Origin of the sequence: Bradyrhizobium sp. 142 (assembly GCF_023074015.1) — a bacterium.
Classification (GTDB): Bacteria; Pseudomonadota; Alphaproteobacteria; order Rhizobiales; family Xanthobacteraceae; genus Bradyrhizobium.
The window spans coordinates 20,488-43,037 of sequence record NZ_JADPKQ010000107.1 but is presented as its reverse complement, the minus strand read 5'-3'; the positions used below and the strand labels follow the sequence as shown (position 1 = coordinate 43,037).

The window sequence follows — 22,550 nt, the reverse complement described above, 5'->3', positions numbered from 1 at the left end:
GGGGCGTCGAGATGGCCCGCAAGGGCGGCGTGCCCGCGGACCGGGTGCTGAACGCGATGTCGCTGGCGCAGATCACCAAGTACCTACGGCAGAAGCAGCACTCGTTCGCTAGGGCGGCCTAGCCGCTCATTCGTTCTTCGGGCCGGCTCCCCGAGATGAGCGGAAATGTTCTTCGAGGTCCTCGAGCGCGTCGCCACCCCTACTGGAGCCGGAGCATCGGGTCCGCAAGCCGGCGCGTCATCTAGGTCAGCGTTTTCGTGGTTCGAATCATATCAGGCAGCCTCGGCGAGTCGGTAGGACCAAGTGTGGACAACCGGGTGGCGATTGACGTCGTCGATGCCGGCCATGATGCGCTCCTTAAGCTCGTGTTTTGGCGCCCTCCTGAAATTGAGGCCAGCATCGATGAGGCCTTGGGGCAGAAACCCGAGGAGCAGTTGCGGCGGGCCAATATCCGCGATCCGGCCGATTCCGCTTACATGTCGAGCGAATGCTTGGTCCATCTGGTCCGCGAGGCACGACTGTCCGGCGACAAGCGTGCCGTGGACAGGCTCCTGATTCCCCTCATGTCGCGCTGCGAGCGCCGGCTCAAGCGCACGATTCCGGATAGCCGGCCGGATGCACAAGGTCGCGACACGCCTGCTCGAGTCCCTCATGAAAGCGCGGCCGATCCATCGAGATCGTGACGGTCCATAGCTCTAAAGGCCTTGAGTGGCCGGTCGTCATTCCTATCAACCGGGCTTCGATGCCCCGCCCGCCCGAACCCTTTGTGTACCGCCGGAGCGACGAGAGCCTGCACTGGGCGCTCGGCCAGGTGACGCCGCCCACGCTGCAGAGCGCGCTGCAAGGAGAGAACCGGGAAAAGCGTGACGAGAACCTTCGGCTGCTCTACGTGGCTTGCACGCGCGCCATGGAATTGCTCGTCATTCCCGACTTCTCCTGGTGCGACGAGAGGTCCTGGGCGAAACAGCTCGACTTCGGGCTCGACGACATCCCCGAACTGGACGTCTCGAAGCTTCGGCGCGCCGTCGTCGCCGCACCTAAGTCGAGCGAGAATCGACAGTCGGCGGAGGTCTTCGCCGAAGAACAGTCGCGGATCGAGCGAGGCTTTCCACCGATCGCATGGACCAAACCCAGCGAGAGCGACCCGGATGTCCTGCCGACCCAGCCCCCGGATTCCGCCGAAGACGCGGCGCTCGACGCCCCGGTGCTGATCCAAGGCAGTCGCCTGCGCGGCGTCATTCTGCACAAACTCATGGAGGAGCTGGCGACCAGAGAGCTCGCCGCGAAAGCCGGCGAAATGAGAGAGCGGGCTCACCTCCTTTGTCGACAACTCGCCACGGACGCGACGGCAACCGGCAAGCCCGATCCCGGCGAGATGGCGGACACCGCCCTCCGCACATTCACCCTGCCCGAATTGCAGCCGTTCATTCATCGGTTCGTTCCGGAAGTGCCGTTGTACGGCGCAACGACCGCGGGTGCCGGCGAACTGATTTCCGGGCGCGCCGATGCGGTCGCCCTGGCAGACGACGGCGATCTGGTCGTGTTCGATTGGAAAAGCGACGTTGCGACGAGCGGACGAAACCGCCTGGCCTATCGGGAGCAACTCGGTCAGTATCTTCATGTCTTGGGCGCACAGCGCGGCGCGATCGTGTACATGACATCCGGCCGCATCGACTGGATCACCGCAGCAGGTTGAACGGACAGGCCGGCACAAGTCGCGTAATTCTCATCGACGAATTCCGTCCTCTTTTCCGGACGGACGTCCCGCTGCCAGAGCCTCACATTCCGCGCGTGTTGCAGGGGTCTAGCTGCAAAAACCACCCGCATCGGACGGTCCTCGCCGCCCCAAGCCGCATTTCCGCCGACGACAGGGTCTTCGTCAGGGCCATTGCCGGGTGCGGCAAGGCTTGGCACCGGCTCTGGACGAAGGTCGGTATCCTTCTCGGAACCGAAACCTTTCCGGATCTCGGTGAATTGACCCGGCAGGCTCGGGGCTTCGCAAAATGTGCGAGGCACGCCATGAATTCGTTTTCGCCGGGCGAGGCGTTCTGCACCGTTGCCGTCATGACGGCCACGTTCCTGATCGAGGTCGCATTTTTCGTACTGATCGGGGTGTTCTGATTCCGCTAGTTCCGTCACCCGCGCTGAGAACTTGCGCGAAGAGGCCTTAGATTCCCACCCTCGGCCCGCCCCGATCAGCCCGGCAGCTCGATCGCCGATCCTCCTACCAGCGGTCGCGACTGGGCGGAACGGACGAAGCGCTTGGCCGAGCGGATGCCCGGTCTAGACATCTTTTCGCAAGCTGTTGTTGAGCGTTCAGGCGGCGGTTGGCGCATCACGGAAGCTCGCCCTCGGGATCCGGAGCCGGCGGCCGAGGCGCATATGGAAGGCCTTTCAGGCCAGGTTTTGGCCCATTGGGTTGGTTGGCACACCGCAGCGAAATGTCTGGAGTGGGAGGTAGAGCAGAAGTCGTCCCACTCAGCGACCGACCGCCGCCTCTAACCCAATTCAGACACCGGCTCTCACTCTTTTTGGTGTAGTAGTCTTTGAATTGAGACGCGCCGACCAATTGTCGGCGCGCTCGTCGATTTCATATCGTCCGCGAACTAGGGCCGATCGACATTCAGGATTCCCAATCGGTTTGATCGCTGATTCATAGAGCTCCATGATTCGACACGGAGCGGATGATGGCGGCGAAGCGATACGAGTTGAACGAGACGCAATGGGCGAAGATTTCGCCATTACTGCCGGGCAAGGCTGGCGACCCGGGACGGTCAGCTGCGGATAACCGTCTTTTCGTGAACGGATGTTTGTGGGTGTTACGGTCGGGCGCGCACTGGTGCGACCTGCCGGAGCGGTACGGCAAGTGGAAGACCGTGCACCAGCGCTTCAGCCGCTGGTGCCATGCCGGCGTCTGGGAGCGGGTATTCGCCGCGCTGACCGCCGATCGCGACAACCAGTATCTGATGATCGATAGCACCATTGTTCGCGCCCACCAGCAGGCCGCAAGCGGAAAAGGGGGGCCAAAGATCAGGCGCTGGGGCGCTCCCGAGGCGGACTGACCACCAAGATCCACATGCTGGCTGATGCGCTCGGCCGGCCGCTCCGCTTCATCGTCACGGCCGGACAGGTTGGCGACATCACCCAGGCGCCTGCGCTGCTCGACGGGCAAAGCGGCGATGCAGTGCTCGCCGACAAAGCCTATGACAGCAACGCCCTGCGCGCGATCATCGCCGGGATCGGCGCAACGGCGGTGATCCCGTCAAACCGCACCCGCAGGATCATCATTCCGCACGACGCCGACGCCTACAAACAGCGCAACCGCATCGAGCGCTGCTTCTACCAGCTCAAACACTTCCGGCGCTTCGCTACCCGTTATGACAGGCGAACCGCGAGCTTTACCGGCTTCATCCATCTCGCAGCCGCCATGATCTGGATGCAATGAATGTCGATCGGTCCTAGCAGGGGCTGGGGGCTTTGGAGCCCGGAGGCCGCGCAATCCTACGCTCGACGGCCGAGAATGATGACTGCCCGAAAGAGGCACCCCTTCGGAGTGTCGTCCATATGGCCTGTCCGGAGAGGTTTGCCTGGCACTATTTTAGCTGCCGGGGTTTAGTTCGCTTCTAGCCAACGGCAACCGCAATGCCTCTTACCCTCCGGAAGATCGGCCCTGATGACTACACGGTCCACGAGGACCGGCAGCTAGTCGGCCGCATCGTCTACGCGACCGAACGCTCTCCCGGGCTCTGGCTGTGGACCTGCGTCGTGACACTTCCCGGACCGCCTTTTGGGGACGCCGGCTCGCTCGATGAAGCGAAGGGCCGCTTCAAGGTCGCATGGGAGAACTTCAAGGCGAAGCATACCGCGGAAGCGTTGGCGAAGGCCTGCGCTGAGATGGACCAAGCCAACCGGCCAGATCGTTATCTGCGTTCAGTGCGTTAGTGCGTCGGCTGGCAGACCTCTCTTAGGGAGTCTCTAGAGAGCGCAGTAGATCCCAACCCATTTGAACGTAGCGAAAGAAATACAGCTCAATTAAACGGGCAAATTGAGGCGAGGAAATGATGGCTACGCCGAGCAAGATTATGCCAGCTGACCCGATGAGAATCTCTTTGATCTCGCGGTGCATGGGAGCAATGTAGCTGATGCGACGGCAGGCTGCGAGTGGCGATTCCAGGCAGCGGATTTGTGCGGAACCCGCGCAAAGGTCTATATCGGCGGCCGTGCCGGGAGTGACGTTCCCAAGTTGAACGTCACTTGCTCGACCGTGTGATGAAACCTCGCCGAGGTGTTAGGGTGGCGGTTCACGGCTGGGATTTCTCTTTCTAATGACAAGCGACGACAACGTGCCACCTGGGGTGCTTGGCCTGTCGCATGGTATAACGTCTAATCCCAATCCCTAATGAGTCGGGGGTGCCGTGGGTATTGTCTTACTCTCGCTCGCGGCGTGCGTTGTCGGTGTTCTTCTCCTACTGGCATTCCGCCGATAGGGCCGACTGCGGCCGCAAGAGTTGCCTTGAATCCTCAGCCCAGCGCCGAAATTAAGCTTTCCTGCGGGTTGTTTTTGACTGTACGCGATTGAGCGCGTTCACTCCATGGCGCGGATGGAGACGAACGTGATCAGTTGGCTGGTAGTCATCATCATCGCGGTCAGCGTTGCAATCCTGATCGCCCACGCGATTGACGCTATACGTTCCTGAGGCGCAGCGCAGCGGCGCGAGATGCCTAGCGTTATCTTAGCTTCTGGGCCGGAATCATACCGCCCAAGCAACGAGAGGAGATATGATCTTAAGCACTCACGCAGTTGTCGGCGGCGCCATCGCTAGTCTGTTCCCGTGGCACCCAGTCCTGGTTGCTGTCGCGGCCTTCGCAAGCCACTTTGCGATCGATGCAATCCCGCATTGGGATTATCCACTTCGAGCGATGATGTTAAAGCATGGCGCCAACAACCGCCGCCTGCTAGCGGATCCGAGGCTTTTTCTCGATTTGACCCTTATCGGCTTGGATGCGTGCGCGGGTCTATTGATAGCAATTTGGCTTTTCGCGACACCCGCAACGATTGGAGTAATCGTGCTCGGCGCCCTTGCAGGGATGACGCCCGACCCCTTACGGGTCGTGCACAGGATGCTTCCGAGGCAGCCCCTGACGACCTTGCAACGTTTTCATGGATGGGCCCACACGAAGCGGAGGCTTAAGTGGCCGCTCGGCATCAGCTCGCAAGCACTCTTTGCCGCATCCGTATCATGGATAGTTTTGACCGTCGGTTGAGGAAGCGCTGCCGCTGAGTGCTTGCATCGCCGAATTCATGGACGCCGCATGTGCAGTCCGTTGATTGCTGGCGACCCGGGGTAAACGGCCTCAGGCGGCGCGCTCCGATGCCGGTGGGAGGATGGTCAGTTGCTTTTGCAGGGTGGCGACGGTCGTCTGCAGGTTGTCGCGACGTTCTCGCAAGCTCAGAGCCAGCATCGGGTAGGAGTGGTTGGCGGGGTTGAAGACACGAGACTTGCGCTCTTCCTCCTCAATGTCGGCATCTAGGAGTTGAACGCGCCGTCGCAGGTCGGAGATCAGCGCATGGAGCTGGGCGGTTGCTTCGAAACGGAGCATCGGTTGCATCGGCTCGCCTCAATATGAAACAGGCCCACCTTGGGTCTGACGGATTGGACATTGCAGAGCAAGTGGAGTGCCAGTCCGCACGCGAGGCGATTTTGATGGTGCTTCAACCGGCCCCCACGGCGCGCCCGTAAAGGAGCAATGGTTGCGGACATCGGAGGCTAGGCCCTACTAATCGGCCCCCGTGCTGGCCGGAGGTCCGCACATGAATCCGCAGCACGGGGGCAGAGCGTATCGGCGCCGCCGCCGACAGCAGGCTCATGATGCACGTGCCTCGACGGGACGCAACAAAGTAAGTTTCAAAAGCTCAGCGGCATGGCGACCGAGGCAAAATGCCAAAATAGCTTTGGGCGAGGGCAACTCCAATGATGCCACCCGCGAGCCCGAGCGGGCAGGTTCATAAATCTTCGCGTTCCAGAATTAACGTGCAGCGCCGACGTCAAGCTTAACACCGGAGTTAAGTTGCCGGCGATCGGGAGCCTTCTAGTGTGCTTACAAACCGTGGCACCATCCGATGTGGCGAAATTTTCCTTACCGTACTAACGGGCTCGGCCAAATCATTCTGGCTGCGCTCACTCCAGACGAGACTTTCGAATTTGAGTGGTTAGCCAATCAGATTCACAGAACTCCTGCTGACGAAATGCGCTTTCGGTCCTTGGCTATGGAGTGCGGTGTGGCAGAAGCCGGCCCAGGCGCAACTCACGTTGCCGGCAGAGATCAGGGCCTAGAGAAGTCCACTGCCGAAAAAACGGGGTCGGCAATACATCAGGTATCGATCGCCCTTGCTGCCGTGGCTAGATGGCGCCGATCTTCAGGCATATCGCGTGAGCAATCATGAACAGCGGGAGCGCGATGAGGAACCATACAATGGCGTCCGAGTCGCGACCCGGCGCAAACTCGCGGTTCGCGTCCGTCTCTTGGCCGTGAGGTACGACTGAAAAGACCTGACTCGGTCGCGTGTGCTTGGCCGCGCGGCGCAAAAGCTGTTTGACAGTTGCTTCGCGCTTTTGCGTGATCTCCGCGCGCTCTTCTAAGTCGGACATCAGCTTAACCTTCAACCCGATCTCACTCCTTCTCGGCGGGCGGCATGCTAGGCGGCGGTGGCGGTGCTCGCTGTGGGGTTTCCGCTGCAGGCTCCGCTGCAATGCAGTCGCCCGCCCAGATCTTGATGCCTCGGACCGCACCGACTAACTTGCAGCCTATCGGCGCTTGCGGCTTCAACTGAGTTGGTGGCGGCCTTTTAGCGGCTTTCGGGGAAGATTGAGCAAGGGCGGCGGTAGTCGCAAAGACCAGCGCGATAGCTCCGAAGATTAGCTTCATGGTCTTTATCCCCTGTGAGTGTCGAGGCACTTATTTCGCGTTTGCCTTCAGCCCGATCTCGACTAGGCGCCGGACGGCGCCTCTGCGGCAGACGCTAACGGGGCCGCTTTGGCTGTGGCCTCGTCCCTCGCGGAAACCTTCTGAAGCTTTTTCACATATGCCGATGCAGCGGCGCCCTCCTCGCTATCAATGAGTTCGCGTTTCACGATTTCATTCTCTAGCAACGAAAGCAAATATTCCGAATCTAACCTTATCCCAGAGAGCCGACGAACTTCCTTGCGGATGGACTCCACCACTTTTTCCGTATGCAAATGGGGCCAGGAATTTCCGGCAGCAGTTTAGTGAAATCGAACGCCCGCTGCTCGGCGACGTCTGGCGACCAATCTTCATCGTAAGGAACGTTGCGCTCCACGTGGATTGCGCCTTTCTCATACAGGAGGTTTAGAAGGCCAAGCCGCTTGAATTCGGCAACGCCCCAAGGCGCAATCCATTCACCTCGTACTCGATCAGGGTAAATCGTTTCACGCTCCAAAACGATGACTTCTAAGCCGCTCCTGGCCAATACCGTGGCCATGGTGCCACCACCAATCCCTCCGCCAATAATCACGACGTCAGGCGACAAATTGGCCATGCAATTTCCCCAATATTAAAAACAAAGTAATCACCAAGTCGGGCGCTTCCAAAGTTCGAATCATATCGCTTCTCTCGAAAGAGCGACGTTGGGCACCCTAGGATTTTCGCATGCGAATCTCACTCTTCAGGCACTATTTCTTGTGTTCCGAATCCGTCGCCGGGCTTGTTTTTAGTACACCGCTCTGAACCATTCTGGCTGTAAGTTGCTGGATCTGATTCATCAGCTCGACGGCTGCCCCCGCAGTGAGAACCAATCGGCAAGAGGGAAATCGCTTCGCGATCGCTGGAGCGGTTTGCTCCGACTTTTCAAATCTCGTCACACCGAAATTTATCCTGGGCGTTTGTCCATCGAAAAAAACCAGATCGATTGCATCAGCGAAAGTCTCGCCGAGTTCGGGCAAATCGACGTGTTGGATTTTCAGCGTTTGCTGTTCCGTTGCTTCTTGAACTTTCTTGACCATACATCACTTCCCATTCCTAAAATGCGCCTAGCGCTCCGGCGTGGGGCAGATCATTCTGATATGAGTTTAAGCATGCAGGAGAAAGTCGGACGCGCTCAATGAAGTCACGCCGGTCAGATTGATCTGCATAGCCTTCGCGCGCCACGTAAGCTCTGTCTTCGCGCCGAACTGGATTGAATACGTGAGCTAGGTCGGCTGAAAGGGTCGCACCGAACGAATTTAAGCCGACGATATCGGACTGAACGGATGCTCCACCGACCAGCCGTCGGGGCTTCCAATATCGTTGGGGTTTCACGAGAGCGCTTAGGCGAGCGTACTCCCTTTCGAGGGTATCGCGACCCAAGAACTCATAAAGGGCGGACAGCTTTTCAGAGTATGGATCTACATCAGCATAGGACAGCACGAGGTGAGGCTTAGCCTGATCGTGAAAGCCCGCCCACAAATGATCGCCATTTACGGCTACGACACGGCCAAGTGGATTTAGATTGGCTGGGAACATCGCATTCATTTCAGCCGCATAGAGACGTGCTTCCCTAAATGCGTCATCAAGATCACTACCGCGTTCTTTGGCTTCAATGACCAGCAGCGGCAGGTTTGCTTTCACAACAAGATAATCTGGAAAGTAGCTCTTCTGCTTTGTGCCCTTGTCGATCAAAAATTTTCGGACGTTTCGCTTGGTTACGATGCTCTCGCTCGAAATACCCAATCCGTAGGGGTTTTCGGTAAGCAGAAGTGGCAAGACAAACTTCTGCTCGACGTCGCTTTCGTTAAGGAGTTCCGATAGTTTTGGCTTCTCGAATGGCATGATCATATCCCCCAGCGACGTAGTTTAGCTGCTGACTGCGGCCTTGTCTTCCTTGTCTGTCCCACACGTGACAATCGGTATCGGCCTGGACTTCTAGCCCGGTCGCGCATGAATTCGGTCCAGATGCCCGCGAACGCGCACAGCGGGGCGGGCCTCGTTCCACATCCTTTTCTCGCTCTTGGGGGTTCGGCTCAGGCGCACATTCGGCGGAGCTGTCGAATGGCACGAGGCAACCGTTGTCAGGCTTCAGCAAGCCGCGCCAATGCGGCGATGTTGTTGATCGTCTCCGCTAATGAGCTGGCGTTCGCATAAATGATCGTATTCTGACCAATAGTGACCACGTCGATGGTGTGAGCTGCGATACTTGTGGGCGTCGAATTCGCGATGAAATTTATCGCTACGTTTTGAACCGCGCTGTTCAATCCGCTGATTGCAGAAAAGTCGAACTTGTCAGCATTGTGAGTGAAGTCGGTAATGGTATCAAACTTACCAGCCCCGGGCTGCGAATCGCCGATCGAGGTATAGACAAAGATGTCGTTGCCGGCTCCTCCAGTGAGAGTGTCGCGGCCACCCCCGCCCTTGATGACGTCATTACCGCCATTGCCAATGATAATATCGTTGCCCGCCCCACACGTCGCCTGCACCGTTGATGCCTGACGCAACCGTGTACTGCGTGCCCGGCGCGGGAACATCGTGCTGGGGGTCACCGGCGAGGGACCTTACCGGCGCGACTGAGCAGCGCGCGCAATTTGATGCCGATGTCCGGTGCGCAAACCTAATCGTTCAATGCGCCGCCGCAATCAAAGCCTCAAATTAAGATTGATGTCCGCGCTGCAGGTTAATTCTGGAACTGGTCGGGCGTAGTCTGCTCACGATGCTCTGATGGGCTGAGGTGGATTCTGGTTTCACCTCGGCGCCGGGAGATTTATCCAAAGCAGCATCAAGGCTGCGATGATGGAAAAGCCTCTTAGGCAAGTCGGCAAGAGCATGCCTTCACGATGACCTTCATCCGGTTAGTAATGTGAGAGCGATACCGACTCGGCTTGTTCTGGGGCGACTGTGTGCCGACCAGCATGGCCTGAAAACCAACAAAGCCGCCGCGGCGGAATATTGGGTGCGACAGCTTCGGCATGGTGAGCCGGACGGCCCAAATGCTCGATGCGGGCGAAACTACCTGAGCTGATGGTCGTCGCAATCCATCAAGCTTCATCTCAGCCCTCAGAATTCGTTTTCATTGAGAACTCAATTCTTTCGGAGACATTGCAATGGCAAAACCTGCCGTTTCCCGTGATGCCTTTCGTGGATTGTTCGCTTTCTATGCTGCGAAGGCTCATCACGACCATTAGCGCGAGGGCGAACATTGCCTTTTGAAGCTGTTCGGATCTGCGGAAGACATTCCTGAAAGCTTATTGCAGCAATGGTCGGACAGAGTTGACCTGCTCGGCTTCGAAACCGTTGATCGCATAATGGAGCCGCGCGCCCGTCAAATCACGGATGACAGCGCGCGTTACGACCATGCCAGCGACTTTCTCCACGCGCTCTTGAGAGACCTCGGACAAAAAGTGCAGTGATCAAAACCGCCGCGCTAATTTTGCGGCCGTCGTCAAACGCGCAGATTTTCTGCGCTGCTCTTGCCGCGCTTACGATCAACTTGGACTTCATAAGAGACCTTCTGGCCCTCAGCCAAGCCCGATAGGCCAGCGCGCTCCACTGCGCTAATATGCACGAAAACATCTTGGCCGCCGTCATCGGGCTGGATGAAGTCGAAACCCTTGGTCGCGTTAAACCACTTCACGATGCCTGTCGCCACGTCCGCCTCCCGTTGAACAATGCCAACAGCTTAGGTCGAGCGCGCAGGAGCGAGCAAGGAAAAACTCCCAGCGTTCGAGCGCTGGCGGCGTTTCGAAGCGATGCTTAGGTGTAGCAATGGTTCACCAATAGCAGACGATGCCTCTTGCGTTTGTGAAGTGGTTCACAGATCGGGACAAAAAGGCCAGCCGGCGGGCTCATGCTTTGAACCTCATCGCTTCCCAGACCTACAACTGGAATGGTGTCAGAGGACCGCCTTAGAATGAGGTGCCCAAATGGTCCCATCCTTTCATAATGCCGATAGACCCACCCACTGGCGCGTGATGGCAGTCGGCTTGGTATTTTGCCTAGCGTTCGTCGCGGTCAGCTTTGCGCTGCGACCGCCGCCGGCTGACGATCGAGTGCTGGTGAAGGCGGATCGCCTGGTGCGCACCGCGGGCGAACCGAGCAAGGCGAGATAGTCTCGCCAGTTGTCGGGCGGCTTTCAGCTACCTAAACGCTCGCGGCCCGACGCGTCTTCGTCCGGTGATCGCGCGCCGGGCCTAACCATTCCCCGCTTCCCCCGTGAGGTTTGGCCGAACCGAGCATAAATCGATTCTCAGGGCACTCATACGTGGCCGTGCGCCCCCCAGAAGGCAATCGAGATCACCCCGCGGACTGTATGACGCGCGGCGGCGGCTCGGCACAGGGCCCCGCCGAAATGATGTGCCGAGCCTAGCCGGTGTCGCTGGTCAATTACTGACCGGATGAGGCCATCATGAGGGCAGAAGGTGCTGTTGGATATTGCTCGGCTGCAACACACGCTAGATTTCAAGAGGCCACAAGCGCCATGCATTGGCCGCCAACCAGGATTGACATCGGTTTTCATGATCCCGCTTTTGCTGAATTTCCTGACAATCCTTTTCATCATCGCAGGCTTAGTGCTGCTTTGGATGAACCTCCGAGCATCGCGGCGAAACAGAATCAACCTCAGCCCGCAGAAGCCTGGTGAGCGGACTAAGCCTGACCAGTTCCAGAATTAACCTGCAGCGCGGACATCAATCTTAATTTGAGGCTTTGATTGCGGCGGCGCATTGAACGGTTAGGTTTGCGCACCGGACATTGCCCCGTCCGGATCCACCCAGGCGAAGCCCTCGCGCATCGCCAGCGCAGACCACATTCTAAACGAAATCCGAACTGTACTTTCCTACTCAAACTCGGGTCTTCGGGGGCCGCGACGTCTTGATCTTAAAAACGGGCCTGAACACTTTCAGAGTGACATTCGCTATTCCTATTGATGGTACCAAATGTCATTTGTCCGAACCTACCCGAGAGCGTGACGGCCACCATCCTTGAAAAGAGCAGCACCGGGTTCACGGTGATTTTCACGCCGAGCCGTGTCCCCATCGAAATACTACCTCTCTTCCAGGCAGACGCTAGGCTTTAGAACTGCCTCGACGGTGGCAATCGAGAAATCCAGGAAGCTTCGCCGACTTCTAGCCGCTGAATGGTCCAGAGCCCGCCCGAATTGGTTAGCGGGTTGTTAATCGGCGTTCGGCAGGCTTGCGGTCAGCGCTGCCGATCAACCCCCAGCCCAAGGTGGCGCGAGCGATGGCCGGCGGCAGTGATGCCCGCCGGCCATTGTCCACATCCACGAGCGGCAGTGGTCGGCCAGCTTTTCGACACGCGAGCAATTGACAATTTGCAGGCCTCATCCGTTTAGCGCCTTCCTATCGGCATGCCCGTCCTCAGCCGCTGTCGCAGCAAGGACGCTCCCCACCGCGTGGCTGATCTACTTCGGCGACGCCCGGGTCAGCGTGATCGGGCGTCGCGTCGGCGTCCCGAATTCGTCGCCGCAATGGGGCTGCTCTTGCGGCATCTACGCGGCGCGCAAGCTGGTCGAGATCGCCGCCCGCATCGAGCCGACCATGCCGCGAAAGAACTATCGTCCGTGCGGCTTCCCGGGGCCCGACTGGCCGGTCGGCTCTTGAGCAACACACTCGCGTGCATCAGCCGTTAATCTGAGCGGATTGCCCACAGTGCCTTGGTAAAATTCGATACCGTCGGCCAGTGTGAGAACCGGTGACTTCGAAATAACCTTCGCGAATAGCTTCGGCCGTCCTGATAGTCCTCCTCGTACTCCCCGGAACGTGAGCACTTTAAGAAAAGCTCCGCAAAAAGCGGGGCTTCTTTTCACCACCTCTGGCGGCCATACCAATCGTCGACCTCTTTTCTGGCTTGGTCCTTGGCGTATCCATATCTCTTCTGCAGATTGCCTTCGAGCTGTTCTTGCTTGCCGTTGATGACGTCAAGATCATCGTCAGTAAGCTTGCCCCACTGTTCCTTGACCTTGCCTTTCATCTGTTTCCAGTTGCCTTCCACGCGGCTCCAGTCCATGGGGCTCCTCCTTTGATTGCCGGAATCATCAACGGAAAGACACGTGGCTAGTTCCTCCCCTTATTGCGCTAAGCGGCACAGAGAATTCCTGCAGCTCCGGAAATGTGTGGCTCCTCGTTTGTTTGTTAGTGAGTGAGTGAGTGAGTGAGTGAGTAAAGACCTACAGAGGAGATTGGTCATGCGACTGTCGACTTTAGCGGTGCTCCTGGTTACTGCCGGCGCTATCGGACCAGCTTTGGCCCAGCAGTCAGGGAGTGCCCAGAACCTTCAGAGTGAAGCGGACAAGGGCATCAAGACCGAGAATTCAGGGGCCTCCGGCTACGTCGGAGAGCAAGAAAAGTCGGGCTCTGCTGCTCATCCGCCGGGCCAACCTAACCTCACAGATATGTCAGGCGCGACGGCAACAGCCCCAAGCGCCCAGAATTCAGGAGCAAGCATCAGCGGCGCTCCTGGCAATAAGAACGGCCCTGCTGCCCAAAAAGGTACGGTTGGCTCCGCCTCCCAGAACCTGTCGGTCCAGGAGCAGGATCCGGCGAACATCAAGGGAATGCCCGGAAACAAAAGCGGGCCGCCTGCAAAGCGATAAAGCTCGCTTTGATGCCGATCGTGCTGGCGGGTGTGCCTGCCGTAAATCACATCCGGCCATATTGATGGTGCAGTCCGCCCAAGATCGGGCGGCAGACGACATTCCCGGCCCACTCAACGCCGCGAGGGACTGGGGCATCCTTGTTCAATGACAAATGAGTGCGCGTGTCGTTGTAGTAGTCTTGGTACGACAGCAGAACGTGGCGCAGATGGCGTTCGCCGAAGACTACGACATGATCAATGCATTCCCTCCGGATTGAGCCGATCAACCGTTCTGCGTAGGCGTTTTGCCAAGGTGAGCGGAAAGACGTCGGGCGGTCTCGAATGCCGATCGACCGAACCCGGCGGACAAAGATCGCGCCATAGGCTTGATCGCGGTCCCTGACTAAGTAACGAGGGATTTGCTCCCAACCGCAGGCTTCCGTGAGCTGATTGGCGATCCATTCGGTCGTCGGGTGCGCGGTCACCCCAAACCACAGGATCTGCCGCCGTTGCATTGCAGGGCGTTCTCCTTGCAGCAACGCCAACTGCTGAGGCCCTTCGCAAATGCTCTCCGCGCTGAATTCGAAATCCTGATGGCTGCGCCTGTCGCCGCTTGGGTGCCGCCTTGTAGGAAAAGCCTGGAGCCAGCCGACGAATATCGAAACTGAGAGCATCTTTTGCTTCTGCGTCTTCTAAAGCAAAACCCGTAGGACGCCCTCGTGGGGCGCGCTGCATAAGCATTGCTTAGAGAAATGGTGCCCAGGAAAGGACTGGATCGCCACCGTCGGAAAACCCATGAATGCAGGCTTTTTTGAGCCGTCCGGCGGATTGTTGTGACCGGAATTGTGTACCGGTCGCAATGGCAACGGGGGCCGTCTTGATGCGGGTCTTCACAATTCCGTGTCGACCGCCCGCTATCGGTTACCGGGTCAGAGCGACGTCCTTGAACGCAACCACTAGGGCCTTCTCCAGCTTTCCCCCCATCCCGGAAAGAACGCTGTACGCCTCCGTCCGAGGCATAGCCGGCTTGTAGTGTCGATGCTCGATCAGCGCGGCGAAAATATCTGAAATGGTAAGCAGTCGAACGATATCGCTGATGCTGTCAGCACAAAGTCCGTCCGGATATCCGCTGCCATCAAGGTATTCGTGATGATGTCGGACAGCATCCAGGATTTCGCTAGAAATACCCGTGTGAGTCTTCAGGAAATCGTATCCTGCCACGGGGTGCATTTCGATAATTGCGCGCTCCTGGTCATCCAGCCGGCCCGGCTTGTCCAGGATCGCCAGCGGGACGTTTGCTTTACCGATGTCATGAAACATGGCGGCAGAGTACAGCCGCTCAAGATCGGTCTTCTTCAAGCCCAGGCTTAGCCCAAAGTCGATGGCTATCCCGGTAACGAGGAGGCAGTGCTGATAGGTCCCCTCGTGGTGGCGCCGCACGGTCGCGAGCCATTCAGTGAGGCCGCGCTCCGCGATGCGATCGGCGATTTTTCTCCCGGCTTCTTTCGTCCCGATGACATCTATCGGCTCGCCCAAGGACACCGCAGTAAACATTGATCCAATGGCAGTAGCGGCGACCTCAATCGCATGGTCTCTCTGCGGCTCGCCAGTTAGCAAGGCTCTTTCAGCGTTTGCAGGATCTGCCAAAGCAGCAAACAGTTTGGCCTGATTGACGATGCCTGGCAGCGCGAGCGTGGCTCCTAGAGCATAGGCCTGCGAGATACAAACGTGAGACGGCTCTTCGACCAGGAATATCCGCTTGGGGATCTTGGTCAGACGGGCACTTCTCTTCTTGAGAGCCGCGATGTTCTCGACGAGGCGTAGGTCGGCGCGGACAACGACGGCGTGAGGCACCTGCGAAAGCTTTGCATCGACATCCAGCCGTTCCGCCGCTATGCGAAATCTGCGGTCAAGAACGCGACAAAGATCAGACAACTTGGCTGCATTGTCAGCCAGAACATGTACAAGCATAATGGCCGCCTCCGTTGAGCGGCTTACTCGCGCGGCTTCATACCCAAAATGATCCTTGATCCTCAGGAGGTTCGTTCAACCACACCAGCGCCTCACGCAATTCCAGAAAGAAGACTCGCTCTTCCATGGTTGATGATGAACCTGCGCCGGACAGATAGAGAATGAAGCCTCCACTCTGGTCATGAAGCAGAGCTTCTTTGGCCTCACAAACTGCAAGAGAGGGGACATCGATGAAGGAGATCGTTCGCGACGAGACTAGCTGCATTTTGGATTTTTGGTCATCTAAGGTCTGGGCCGACAACATTCGCCTCATTGCGCAGGAGCGAGATGATTATTCTTTCCCAGGCGCTCTTTCTTCTTCGTCTTTTCCGTAACGAATTTGATGCCTACGTGCGCCCCGTTGACCCAAACCAACTCGCATCGGCGAAATGCCAGGCCGGTGGACGATAGAAGCAGGAAAAATTCCTGTGCCTTGAGTGCGTCGATAGAGCCTTCTACCTCAAGCTTGGCGCCGATTTCAGAAGCGTCGAGGAGGATGCAACTCCGTCGCCATGTGCCATCGACCCCGATGATGTTGACCATGTGCTTGCGTTCAAACTGAACGCGGGTCGCCTTTCGATTATTCCACCTCATCGCAAGTCCTTGAAGTAACAGCGGCGAGTTTAAGTAATCATTTTCCGGAACTTATAGCTGCATCTCGCAACGCGCAGTCTCAAGGAGCTGACCGATCTTCGCGGATTGGGCCAGTAGCTGTTTTCTGGTCAGTCCATTCCGGATCTGGCCGACGATCAATCGGATGCACATGTTTGCGAGATCGAGCATGAAGATGGCGGGCGCAGATCCTCGGTGGTTTGAATTTGAAGAGATGCCACTCTCGACAGCAGCGCAGCAATGTTGGGCAGAATGGCAGATGGTTCCTGGAGCAAACGATCCGGTTCGGGTCTCCGTTCATCAGGTCGAGGAAATCTTAGGACCTTAGACATTGAGTGGCCCAATAGCTGTCGTTGTCGCTCCCCCCAGTCGGAAGCGATTCAAAGGAATGGCAAAACTAAATTAGAACTCGACGGAGCAGCCCAGTCAGACCGCGCAACTTCATACGTGAGCTCGACCAGAAAGAGCCGAGTCGATTGAAACAAATCTATGGTGCAATCTCACGCCGAAATTCTTAACAAAGGTTGTACGTCGGACGCGGTTCGCCTTATTTATCGAGCATTGGTGCCCAACGCTATCGAGATCTGGTAAAAGGAGCAAAGTGACTAGCCCGATCCTCGTGCGGCAACGTCAAGCACGGTCTCTGGTTACACAGGATCATTGCAAGTGACCGGTAGGGGCCGTTGGCACTTTTTGTTCGCTGGTCGCCAACCGGGCCTGCAAGCGCTTCGAACTTCGTGCTCACAGCTCGCCCAACATCCGAGCCACAGCGGTAGGTGCATAGCACCTTCCGGCCTCGCTCACGAACCCGCCCTTCTCCAGTTCGACCGCGATGGCGCGGAGCGATCGGCGTCCTCCTTTGGGGCTCTTGCGCCGCAGCTTGCGGGCAAGCGCGACCATCCTCCCTCTGTGCTCAGCCGCGTCGATTTCCGCATGGCTCTTCCCGCCCTCCACCTTCACCCCAGTGGATGCTCTGAAATCCGTGCTCACGATCCCGCGAAAGCGCATTACGTTGTGGAGTTGGAGAATGTCTCCACAAACTACAAGCCGCGCCACAACCATCTTTGGAAGATTTCATCCAAACGCTCTCGACCAGCGAGCCTGCGACGGCGACGGTCCGACAACGAGCCTAGACACCCTAGAGATCCAAGGCCCGAGAGTTGCGATCTTATGGCGCGCTCGGGGGCGGAGAAGATCTAAGAAATTTCAATGGCTTGCCGGGATGGCAAAACGGCGAAGTGCATGTCCGGCCTACAGGTACCTTTCAGGCTCAATCACACCGTCGAGGGTTGGACGAGAGGTGGAGGTCGCGGCGGCGCTCAGGCAGAGCGATTCAACGTCGCGGATTGAAGCGGCGGCGCCGAAAATGCCGAACCGGTTCGCCGAGGACCGCGTCAGTTCGCGACGCGCTCCTCCTCCTTCTTGGTCACGTGCCAGATCACGAAATGGTAGTGCGGGACGTCGACTCCGGGATGTCCCGGGTTGAAGTAGATGTTGACGTGGTCGGTCGCGCCGGCGAACGCCGGCGCCTCGAACGCCTTGTGATCGTCGATGTCCTTGATTGAAACCATGTATACGGTCGCTATCAGGCGGTCCTTACGGTCGAAGCACAGGAACGGTCCGAGCGGCAAGGTTTCGGGCTTCACGAACAGGATGCCGAGACTCGGAAAGAACTTCGGGAAGTTCACCAGATCGCTTACCCGCTTGTATCCCTCTCCTTCGGCGATCTTCCGTTGATTCTGCGTCGGACGAACGACGTGGTGTTTCGTATGCGCGGGACGGGCTCGGCGAACAGTCCTTCGAGGAGCCTCGGTCCTCCGAGGAGGCTCGGTCCTCGCCGCTGGCCGCGATATGGCTGGGGCGAAGGGATCCGGCAACCTCTGCGGCGCGGGCTGTTGGAACGGATCCGGCATGGTCCCCTGCGGCGCGGGCCCCCACCCTTGCAGGATCGGCTGCGCGCCGGGCGACACGGGCCCGACGGTTAAGGCGAGCAATGCAGCCAATCCCGAGGCGGCCAACCGATGGCGCATCTCGCAATCTCCCTTCGTTCACTTCGCCTTGTTGCGCTCCCGCCACCGCAGGAAGTCCCGGAACAGCGCTTCGCGGTCCGACTGATCGTTCGTTGGATGCTGCTCGAGAAAGCGGTCGAACGCTCCCTGCAACGCCTGACGCTGGATCCAGCGATCCGCAGGGCGAAAGCGCTGCCATCCGGGGAGCGGTTCCGCCAGGTTCACCTCGCGCCATCTCGGGTGATGGCCGTCCCCGAGAAATTCGGAGAAGCGCGAGAAGAAAGTCTGCACGAATGACTCGAGCAGCTGGTAGCGCTGGTTGCGGCTCGGCCAATTGTAGGCGAACAGGGCCGATTTGATCGCGATCGTGTCGATGCTTTCGTCGACCCCGAGGACCGACGGATAGTCCTCGTGATGCAGGGTCGAAGGCAGGTAGTCGCGCCGCAGCGGCGAGGAATAAGGAATCGGCAGGAAGCGAACCGCATTGAACTGGGCGTAGCTCGCCAGCGAGGCGACCGGCTTCGCCGAAACCAGCAGGGTGGCCGAGAGCCGCCCCTTGCGCATCTCGTCGAGCGCCGTTTCGAGGCTCAGGTTCGCTTCGTCGAATTTCACGCCCAGACTGTTGAGCACCTCGCGACCCAAGACAGCGCCGGCACTGCCTTCTTCGCCCAGATTGATTCTCTTTCCCGCAAGGTCGGCCAGCGTTTTGATTTCGGGCCGCGCGATCAGATGGAATTCTTCGCCAAACAGAACGGTGATGTAGACTAGCTTATCGCGGATATCGCCAAGGGCCCTGGCGTCCCGGAGGCGATCGACCAGAACGACAGGCGCGATCGCCATGTCGGCGCCCGCCAAGGTAAGGACGTCGACGACGTTGCGGACGCCGCCGTTTCCAACTAGTGGCAGCACCCGCAACGCCATTTCGCCGTGTGGTCCGGTCTCCTGACCGGTGGCCAGCGTGGTCGCTATTTCCTGGGCTATGGCGAATTCGGTGCTTTGCGGCATGCCGGTAACCAATCCGGCCGTGTAACGGCTCTCCGATACCGTCACCCCCTTATCGCCGCCGGCGCTCTGCTTGCGCGGAGGCGCCTTCGCGGGCTCGGCCAGAGACGTCTGCGCCGCACATCGATCGACCAGTTCGCCGATCCCAGCCGTTGCGATCAATGCGGTAAACAGGCCGATCCGAATCGCTCTGCAGACGCTCATTGCTGTAAAACCTGTTCGGTCCGGATCGGCCCGTTCTCCGCCGGGGCGGCGCCGTGCCGTCACCTCGATCAACAGGCAATTCCGCCAGAGCGTGACGGACGGAATGGATTCGTCTTGTCCCTCCAACGCATCCAAACCAGGGCAGTTCCTGCACTCGCAGGCGGCGTGCGCAAGGCGCGGGCCGAGGCCTACGCGACTATCCCGAGAGTCAGATGATGATGATGTTCGGTTGGACCGATCCGAGATGCCGGCGCATCAGATCGCGCAGGCAAACCGGGAAAAGCTCGGCACGAAACAAGATGTGTTTTCTGCTTATGGGCGACGCGAAAAAAGTCGCAACGATGGCCGAGAATAGAAGGTCTTTGGTGCGTTCGGAGGGCGGTCGCATTTCTCGCGATTTCAATGACTTGCCGAGATGGGTAAAGAAACTAGGTGCATTTCCTGCCTATAAGTGACTTTCAACGCGGACGCCCAAGCTGGCACCAAGTCGGGCGTGGCTCCCCTTCCCTAAGCGCCAGCGGCATAGAGCCCTGCCCTCCGAAGGCAAAGGTCACACGTTCGAATCGTGTCGGGTGCGACAGTTAAATCAGCCACTTACTGCGAATCTTTGTTTTCGACTGGTCGCCGAGGTAAGCACCGGGTAAGCAGGCCGCTTACATCAACCGATCGACACGGCTACCTGCAATATGGCTCGAAGATCAACGCCCGCCCCACCGCCGCCCCTCGCAGTGCGTTGCGGCTAGGGGACGCGCCCGACGACTAGGCGCGTCCCAAGCAAGACCCCTCAGCAAATCCAGCAGGGCATTGTGCGACTTCAGCGTCGGATAGCTGACGTCGAAGAATTCCTACCCGAATCCGTTAAGGAGCGCTGGGCGCCGGAGACTAGAGCGATCGAAGCCTCGATCGCTGATACGCTTGACGCGGCCTTTGGACACAACACGCAAAGGCACTCGCGGTTCAGCGGAGCTGCTGATCTCGATAAGGGTGGTCTCGTTCTTGGTGGAGCCGATGGCCCACACGCCGGGCGCCGTCGTTTCCAGACGTTCGTTGACCTTGACGAATCCGCGGGCATCGAGCGCAACGTCCGCAATATTGAGGCCGATATCGCCGGTGTTTGCGGTACGTCCCACGGCCACAAGCAGATCGCGGCCTTCGACCTTCCGCTCATCCGCCGCCATCCGCAGCCTCACGGCGATCTCGTCTCCAGAGAGGCCGTGAACGCTGGCCGGCTGAGCGCCGAGCAACACCTGGATGCCCTCGGCGGTCAGGATACCCAATATCTCTTCCACGACATCGGCATCCTCGCGGCCCATCAGTTGCCGGCCAGGCTCGATGATCGTCACCCGGCTGCCGAGGCGCCGATAGGCCTGCGCCATTTCGATGCCGATATAGCCTCCGCCCAGCACGATCAGGTGCGATGGCAGATAGTCGAGCTCCAGCGCCTCGATGTGCGTGAGTGCACGGGCCGCTTCAAGACCCGGAATGTCCGGGATCGCAGCGTGCGTGCCGACATTGACGACGACCTCATTGCCGGTAAGCACGCGGGTGCCGCCGTCGTTCAAGGCGACCTCGATCGTCTTCGGACCTACGAAATGGCCGTTACCCATGATGAGTTCAGCGCCGCTGCTCTTGTATGCGCCCAGGTGGAATTCGACCTCGCGATCGATCATGTCCTGTTTGCGGCTGCGCACCTTGCGCATGTCGGTCTTGACGGCGGTCGCCAACGTGCCGAACTGCGCGGCGTTCTGGACGAGATGGGCAACGCGCGCGCTCCATAGTTCGTTCTTGGACGGCAGGCAGGCGACGGCGGGGCACGACCCGCCGACCCAGCGGCGCTCCACGACGGCAACCTTCTTGCCGGAATGGCCCAGATGCCATGCGAGCAGCTTTCCTCCCTGGCCGCTGCCGAGGATTACGACATCGAAGTATTCGGTCTGGGGCATGACTAGACTATTCCCACCGTTTCATCGTTGATTTCGGCATTAGCATCCTGGCGGATCGCCCGTTCTCACTCGACTACTTTTCGTGGATTGCTCGGGTTTGGTTACAGGCAAGCGGAGTTCCGCAGGGAAAATCTCCTGCCTGTCGCATCGCTCCACTTGAGCATCTCTGGTTCCAAACCTGGGGCTGGATCCAGGTCGCGCAGCACTGAGAATTTTCTTCGAGCGCTTGTAACCGCGAGCCTTATTGTCCCGAATTACGTGTTGTACGAGACATCAAGGTTTCGCACGTTGTCTTCGTCTCTCACGAAGAGCGCGAGGGCCCATGCCTGAACTGGACCTTGAAACCGACCGATTCCCAATCGGAAGGGGAACCTGCGTACGGCCAACGTCCAAGATCGACGAACCTCTCCTGCCAAGAGGGCGAGAATGCCATGGATAGGAACGACAGGGATCATCTCCACTTTCAACGACGCGAGTTGCTGATCGGCGCCGCCTACCTGACACTGGGTCTGTCGAAAGCGCACGCGACCATCATCGTCGACCATCTACCCTGGACGCCAAACGCGGGCAATCCGCCAACGGCCGCCCTGCCGGGCCGCTGGATGTTCTTTACCGGCGAGGAAGGCAGAGCCATCGAGGCGCTCGCGGATTGCGTCATTCCAGCCGACCCGCAAACCCCTGGCGGCAAGGATTCCGGATCCGCCATATTCATCGACCGCCAACTCGCCGGTCCCTACGGCCGCCGGGATGGCCTCTATGTCCGCCCACCCTTCATGAAAGGCACCAGGAGCCAGGGTCATCAGTCCGAAAATGGACCAGCCCAAGAATATCGTGAAGGCCTCGCGGCTCTGAATAGGACCTGCAAGGCGAAGTTCGCTGGCAAGGCGTTCGCAGACCTGTCGGACCCGGACAAGGATGCAGCCCTCAAGGGACTGGAGAGCGGCGAGCTCACGCTCGACGGGGCGGATGGCAAGACGTTCTTCGCCATGGTGATCAAGGACGTCCAGATGGGGTTCTTCGCCGATCCGATTTATGGCGGCAATCGCGACATGGTCGCCTGGAAAATGATCGGGTACCCGGGATCCCGCTACAACTACCTGGATTGGGTGAACCGGCACAACGAGCGCTTTCCGCTCCCGCCCGTCAGCATGACAGGCCGGGCGGAATGGACACCGCAAATGCGTTGAGGACG

At 58.8% G+C, this 22,550-nt stretch carries 22 protein-coding genes and 1 pseudogene; 8 read left to right on the top strand and 15 right to left on the bottom strand.

Going from position 1 to position 22,550, the window contains the following annotated elements:
* The first annotated feature begins 317 nt into the window (after positions 1 to 317).
* The 4 genes from IVA82_RS10670 (at position 318) to IVA82_RS10655 (ending at position 3,942) form a co-directional block, all read left to right on the top strand.
* Complete coding sequence (locus IVA82_RS10670; RefSeq protein ID WP_247380720.1) at positions 318 to 683, top strand: hypothetical protein; 366 nt, start codon at positions 318 to 320, stop codon at positions 681 to 683.
* Positions 680 to 1,696, top strand: coding sequence for a 3'-5' exonuclease (locus tag IVA82_RS48515; RefSeq protein WP_247380722.1), 1,017 nt, complete (start codon positions 680 to 682; stop codon positions 1,694 to 1,696). Before IVA82_RS10670 ends, IVA82_RS48515 begins: the two co-directional genes overlap by 4 nt.
* 991 nt (positions 1,697 to 2,687) lie before the next feature.
* Positions 2,688 to 3,445 (top strand): IS5 family transposase gene (locus tag IVA82_RS10660; protein WP_247493288.1). Its coding sequence is split into 2 segments (ribosomal slippage): positions 2,688 to 3,030 and positions 3,030 to 3,445, totalling 759 coding nucleotides; the frame shifts between segments, so codons are not numbered across the junction.
* Between the two features lie 197 nt (positions 3,446 to 3,642).
* Positions 3,643 to 3,942 (top strand): hypothetical protein, encoded by a 300-nt coding sequence (locus tag IVA82_RS10655; RefSeq protein WP_247380725.1) that lies wholly within the window; start codon positions 3,643 to 3,645, stop codon positions 3,940 to 3,942.
* 1,413 nt (positions 3,943 to 5,355) lie between these two features.
* Here IVA82_RS10655 and IVA82_RS10650 read toward each other — a convergent pair.
* The 6 genes from IVA82_RS10650 to IVA82_RS10620 all read right to left on the bottom strand — a co-directional run bounded on the left by IVA82_RS10650 (position 5,356) and on the right by IVA82_RS10620 (position 9,488).
* Complete coding sequence (locus IVA82_RS10650; RefSeq protein WP_247380726.1) at positions 5,356 to 5,610, bottom strand: hypothetical protein; 255 nt, start codon at positions 5,608 to 5,610, stop codon at positions 5,356 to 5,358.
* Between the two features lie 791 nt (positions 5,611 to 6,401).
* On the bottom strand, positions 6,402 to 6,665 hold the full coding sequence (locus tag IVA82_RS10645; protein WP_247380728.1) for a hypothetical protein: 264 nt from the start codon (positions 6,663 to 6,665) through the stop codon (positions 6,402 to 6,404).
* 512 nt (positions 6,666 to 7,177) lie between these two features.
* On the bottom strand, positions 7,178 to 7,558 hold the full coding sequence (locus IVA82_RS10640) for an FAD-dependent monooxygenase (RefSeq protein WP_247380731.1): 381 nt from the start codon (positions 7,556 to 7,558) through the stop codon (positions 7,178 to 7,180).
* Positions 7,559 to 7,691: 133 nt separating this feature from the next.
* Positions 7,692 to 8,021, bottom strand: coding sequence for a hypothetical protein (locus IVA82_RS10635; RefSeq protein ID WP_247380733.1), 330 nt, complete (start codon positions 8,019 to 8,021; stop codon positions 7,692 to 7,694).
* A gap of 16 nt (positions 8,022 to 8,037) precedes the next feature.
* Positions 8,038 to 8,826: a type I restriction enzyme HsdR N-terminal domain-containing protein gene (locus IVA82_RS10630; protein WP_247380742.1), complete on the bottom strand. Its 789-nt coding sequence runs from the start codon at positions 8,824 to 8,826 to the stop codon at positions 8,038 to 8,040.
* 239 nt (positions 8,827 to 9,065) lie between these two features.
* The gene (locus IVA82_RS10620) at positions 9,066 to 9,488 is read right to left on the bottom strand and encodes a M10 family metallopeptidase C-terminal domain-containing protein (protein ID WP_249815204.1); all 423 of its coding nucleotides are present in this window, start codon (positions 9,486 to 9,488) and stop codon (positions 9,066 to 9,068) included.
* 705 nt (positions 9,489 to 10,193) lie between these two features.
* Between IVA82_RS10620 and IVA82_RS10615 the strand changes: the two genes are divergently transcribed.
* A complete protein-coding gene (locus IVA82_RS10615) occupies positions 10,194 to 10,397 on the top strand; it encodes a hypothetical protein (protein ID WP_247380744.1) in 204 nt (67 codons plus the stop codon).
* Positions 10,398 to 10,429: 32 nt separating this feature from the next.
* On the opposite strand, the gene IVA82_RS10610 is transcribed toward IVA82_RS10615, so the two are convergent.
* Positions 10,430 to 10,636, bottom strand: a complete 207-nt coding sequence (locus IVA82_RS10610; RefSeq protein WP_247380746.1) for a cold-shock protein — start codon at positions 10,634 to 10,636, stop codon at positions 10,430 to 10,432.
* Between the two features lie 1,795 nt (positions 10,637 to 12,431).
* On the opposite strand from IVA82_RS10610, the gene IVA82_RS10605 reads away from it, so the two are divergent.
* Positions 12,432 to 12,605, top strand: coding sequence for a hypothetical protein (locus tag IVA82_RS10605; protein ID WP_247380748.1), 174 nt, complete (start codon positions 12,432 to 12,434; stop codon positions 12,603 to 12,605).
* A 202-nt stretch (positions 12,606 to 12,807) separates the two neighbouring features.
* Here IVA82_RS10605 and IVA82_RS10600 read toward each other — a convergent pair whose 3' ends face one another.
* The gene (locus tag IVA82_RS10600; protein WP_247380750.1) at positions 12,808 to 13,011 is read right to left on the bottom strand and encodes a CsbD family protein; all 204 of its coding nucleotides are present in this window, start codon (positions 13,009 to 13,011) and stop codon (positions 12,808 to 12,810) included.
* Between the two features lie 397 nt (positions 13,012 to 13,408).
* Between IVA82_RS10600 and IVA82_RS10595 the strand changes: the two are divergent.
* A pseudogene (locus IVA82_RS10595) lies at positions 13,409 to 13,597 on the top strand (hypothetical protein); the annotation flags it as partial.
* Positions 13,598 to 13,643: 46 nt separating this feature from the next.
* On the opposite strand, the gene IVA82_RS10590 reads toward IVA82_RS10595, so the two are convergent.
* From IVA82_RS10590 to IVA82_RS10560, 7 genes are all read right to left on the bottom strand, one after another.
* Complete coding sequence (locus IVA82_RS10590; RefSeq protein WP_247493287.1) at positions 13,644 to 14,252, bottom strand: integrase core domain-containing protein; 609 nt, start codon at positions 14,250 to 14,252, stop codon at positions 13,644 to 13,646.
* 247 nt (positions 14,253 to 14,499) lie between these two features.
* A complete protein-coding gene (locus tag IVA82_RS10585; RefSeq protein ID WP_247384048.1) occupies positions 14,500 to 15,549 on the bottom strand; it encodes an HD domain-containing phosphohydrolase in 1,050 nt (349 codons plus the stop codon).
* A gap of 37 nt (positions 15,550 to 15,586) precedes the next feature.
* A complete protein-coding gene (locus IVA82_RS10580; RefSeq protein ID WP_247384046.1) occupies positions 15,587 to 15,850 on the bottom strand; it encodes a hypothetical protein in 264 nt (87 codons plus the stop codon).
* Between the two features lie 8 nt (positions 15,851 to 15,858).
* The gene (locus tag IVA82_RS10575) at positions 15,859 to 16,182 is read right to left on the bottom strand and encodes a PilZ domain-containing protein (RefSeq protein ID WP_247384044.1); all 324 of its coding nucleotides are present in this window, start codon (positions 16,180 to 16,182) and stop codon (positions 15,859 to 15,861) included.
* A 1,412-nt stretch (positions 16,183 to 17,594) separates the two neighbouring features.
* Positions 17,595 to 17,888 carry a hypothetical protein gene (locus tag IVA82_RS10570; RefSeq protein WP_247384043.1) on the bottom strand — a complete coding sequence of 98 codons (294 nt, stop codon included), beginning with the start codon at positions 17,886 to 17,888 and terminating at the stop codon, positions 17,595 to 17,597.
* A 360-nt stretch (positions 17,889 to 18,248) separates the two neighbouring features.
* The gene (locus IVA82_RS10565) at positions 18,249 to 19,478 is read right to left on the bottom strand and encodes a TAXI family TRAP transporter solute-binding subunit (RefSeq protein WP_247384052.1); all 1,230 of its coding nucleotides are present in this window, start codon (positions 19,476 to 19,478) and stop codon (positions 18,249 to 18,251) included.
* Positions 19,479 to 20,260: 782 nt separating this feature from the next.
* On the bottom strand, positions 20,261 to 21,358 hold the full coding sequence (locus IVA82_RS10560) for an FAD-dependent oxidoreductase (RefSeq protein WP_247384041.1): 1,098 nt from the start codon (positions 21,356 to 21,358) through the stop codon (positions 20,261 to 20,263).
* A gap of 476 nt (positions 21,359 to 21,834) precedes the next feature.
* Here IVA82_RS10560 and IVA82_RS10555 point away from each other — a divergent pair, with 476 nt between their 5' ends.
* The gene (locus IVA82_RS10555; protein ID WP_247384039.1) at positions 21,835 to 22,545 is read left to right on the top strand and encodes a gluconate 2-dehydrogenase subunit 3 family protein; all 711 of its coding nucleotides are present in this window, start codon (positions 21,835 to 21,837) and stop codon (positions 22,543 to 22,545) included.
* Positions 22,546 to 22,550 lie beyond the last annotated feature (5 nt).

Coding starts and splice junctions, on each gene's coding strand:
- IVA82_RS10655 (WP_247380725.1), top strand. CDS start 3,643: ATGCCTCTTACCCTCCGGAAGATCGGCCCTGATGACTACACGGTCCAC.
- IVA82_RS10650 (WP_247380726.1), bottom strand. CDS start 5,610: ATGCAACCGATGCTCCGTTTCGAAGCAACCGCCCAGCTCCATGCGCTG.
- IVA82_RS10640 (WP_247380731.1), bottom strand. CDS start 7,558: ATGGCCAATTTGTCGCCTGACGTCGTGATTATTGGCGGAGGGATTGGT.
- IVA82_RS10635 (WP_247380733.1), bottom strand. CDS start 8,021: ATGGTCAAGAAAGTTCAAGAAGCAACGGAACAGCAAACGCTGAAAATC.
- IVA82_RS10630 (WP_247380742.1), bottom strand. CDS start 8,826: ATGCCATTCGAGAAGCCAAAACTATCGGAACTCCTTAACGAAAGCGAC.
- IVA82_RS10600 (WP_247380750.1), bottom strand. CDS start 13,011: ATGGACTGGAGCCGCGTGGAAGGCAACTGGAAACAGATGAAAGGCAAG.
- IVA82_RS10590 (WP_247493287.1), bottom strand. CDS start 14,252: ATGCTCTCAGTTTCGATATTCGTCGGCTGGCTCCAGGCTTTTCCTACA.
- IVA82_RS10585 (WP_247384048.1), bottom strand. CDS start 15,549: ATGCTTGTACATGTTCTGGCTGACAATGCAGCCAAGTTGTCTGATCTT.
- IVA82_RS10575 (WP_247384044.1), bottom strand. CDS start 16,182: ATGAGGTGGAATAATCGAAAGGCGACCCGCGTTCAGTTTGAACGCAAG.
- IVA82_RS10560 (WP_247384041.1), bottom strand. CDS start 21,358: ATGCCCCAGACCGAATACTTCGATGTCGTAATCCTCGGCAGCGGCCAG.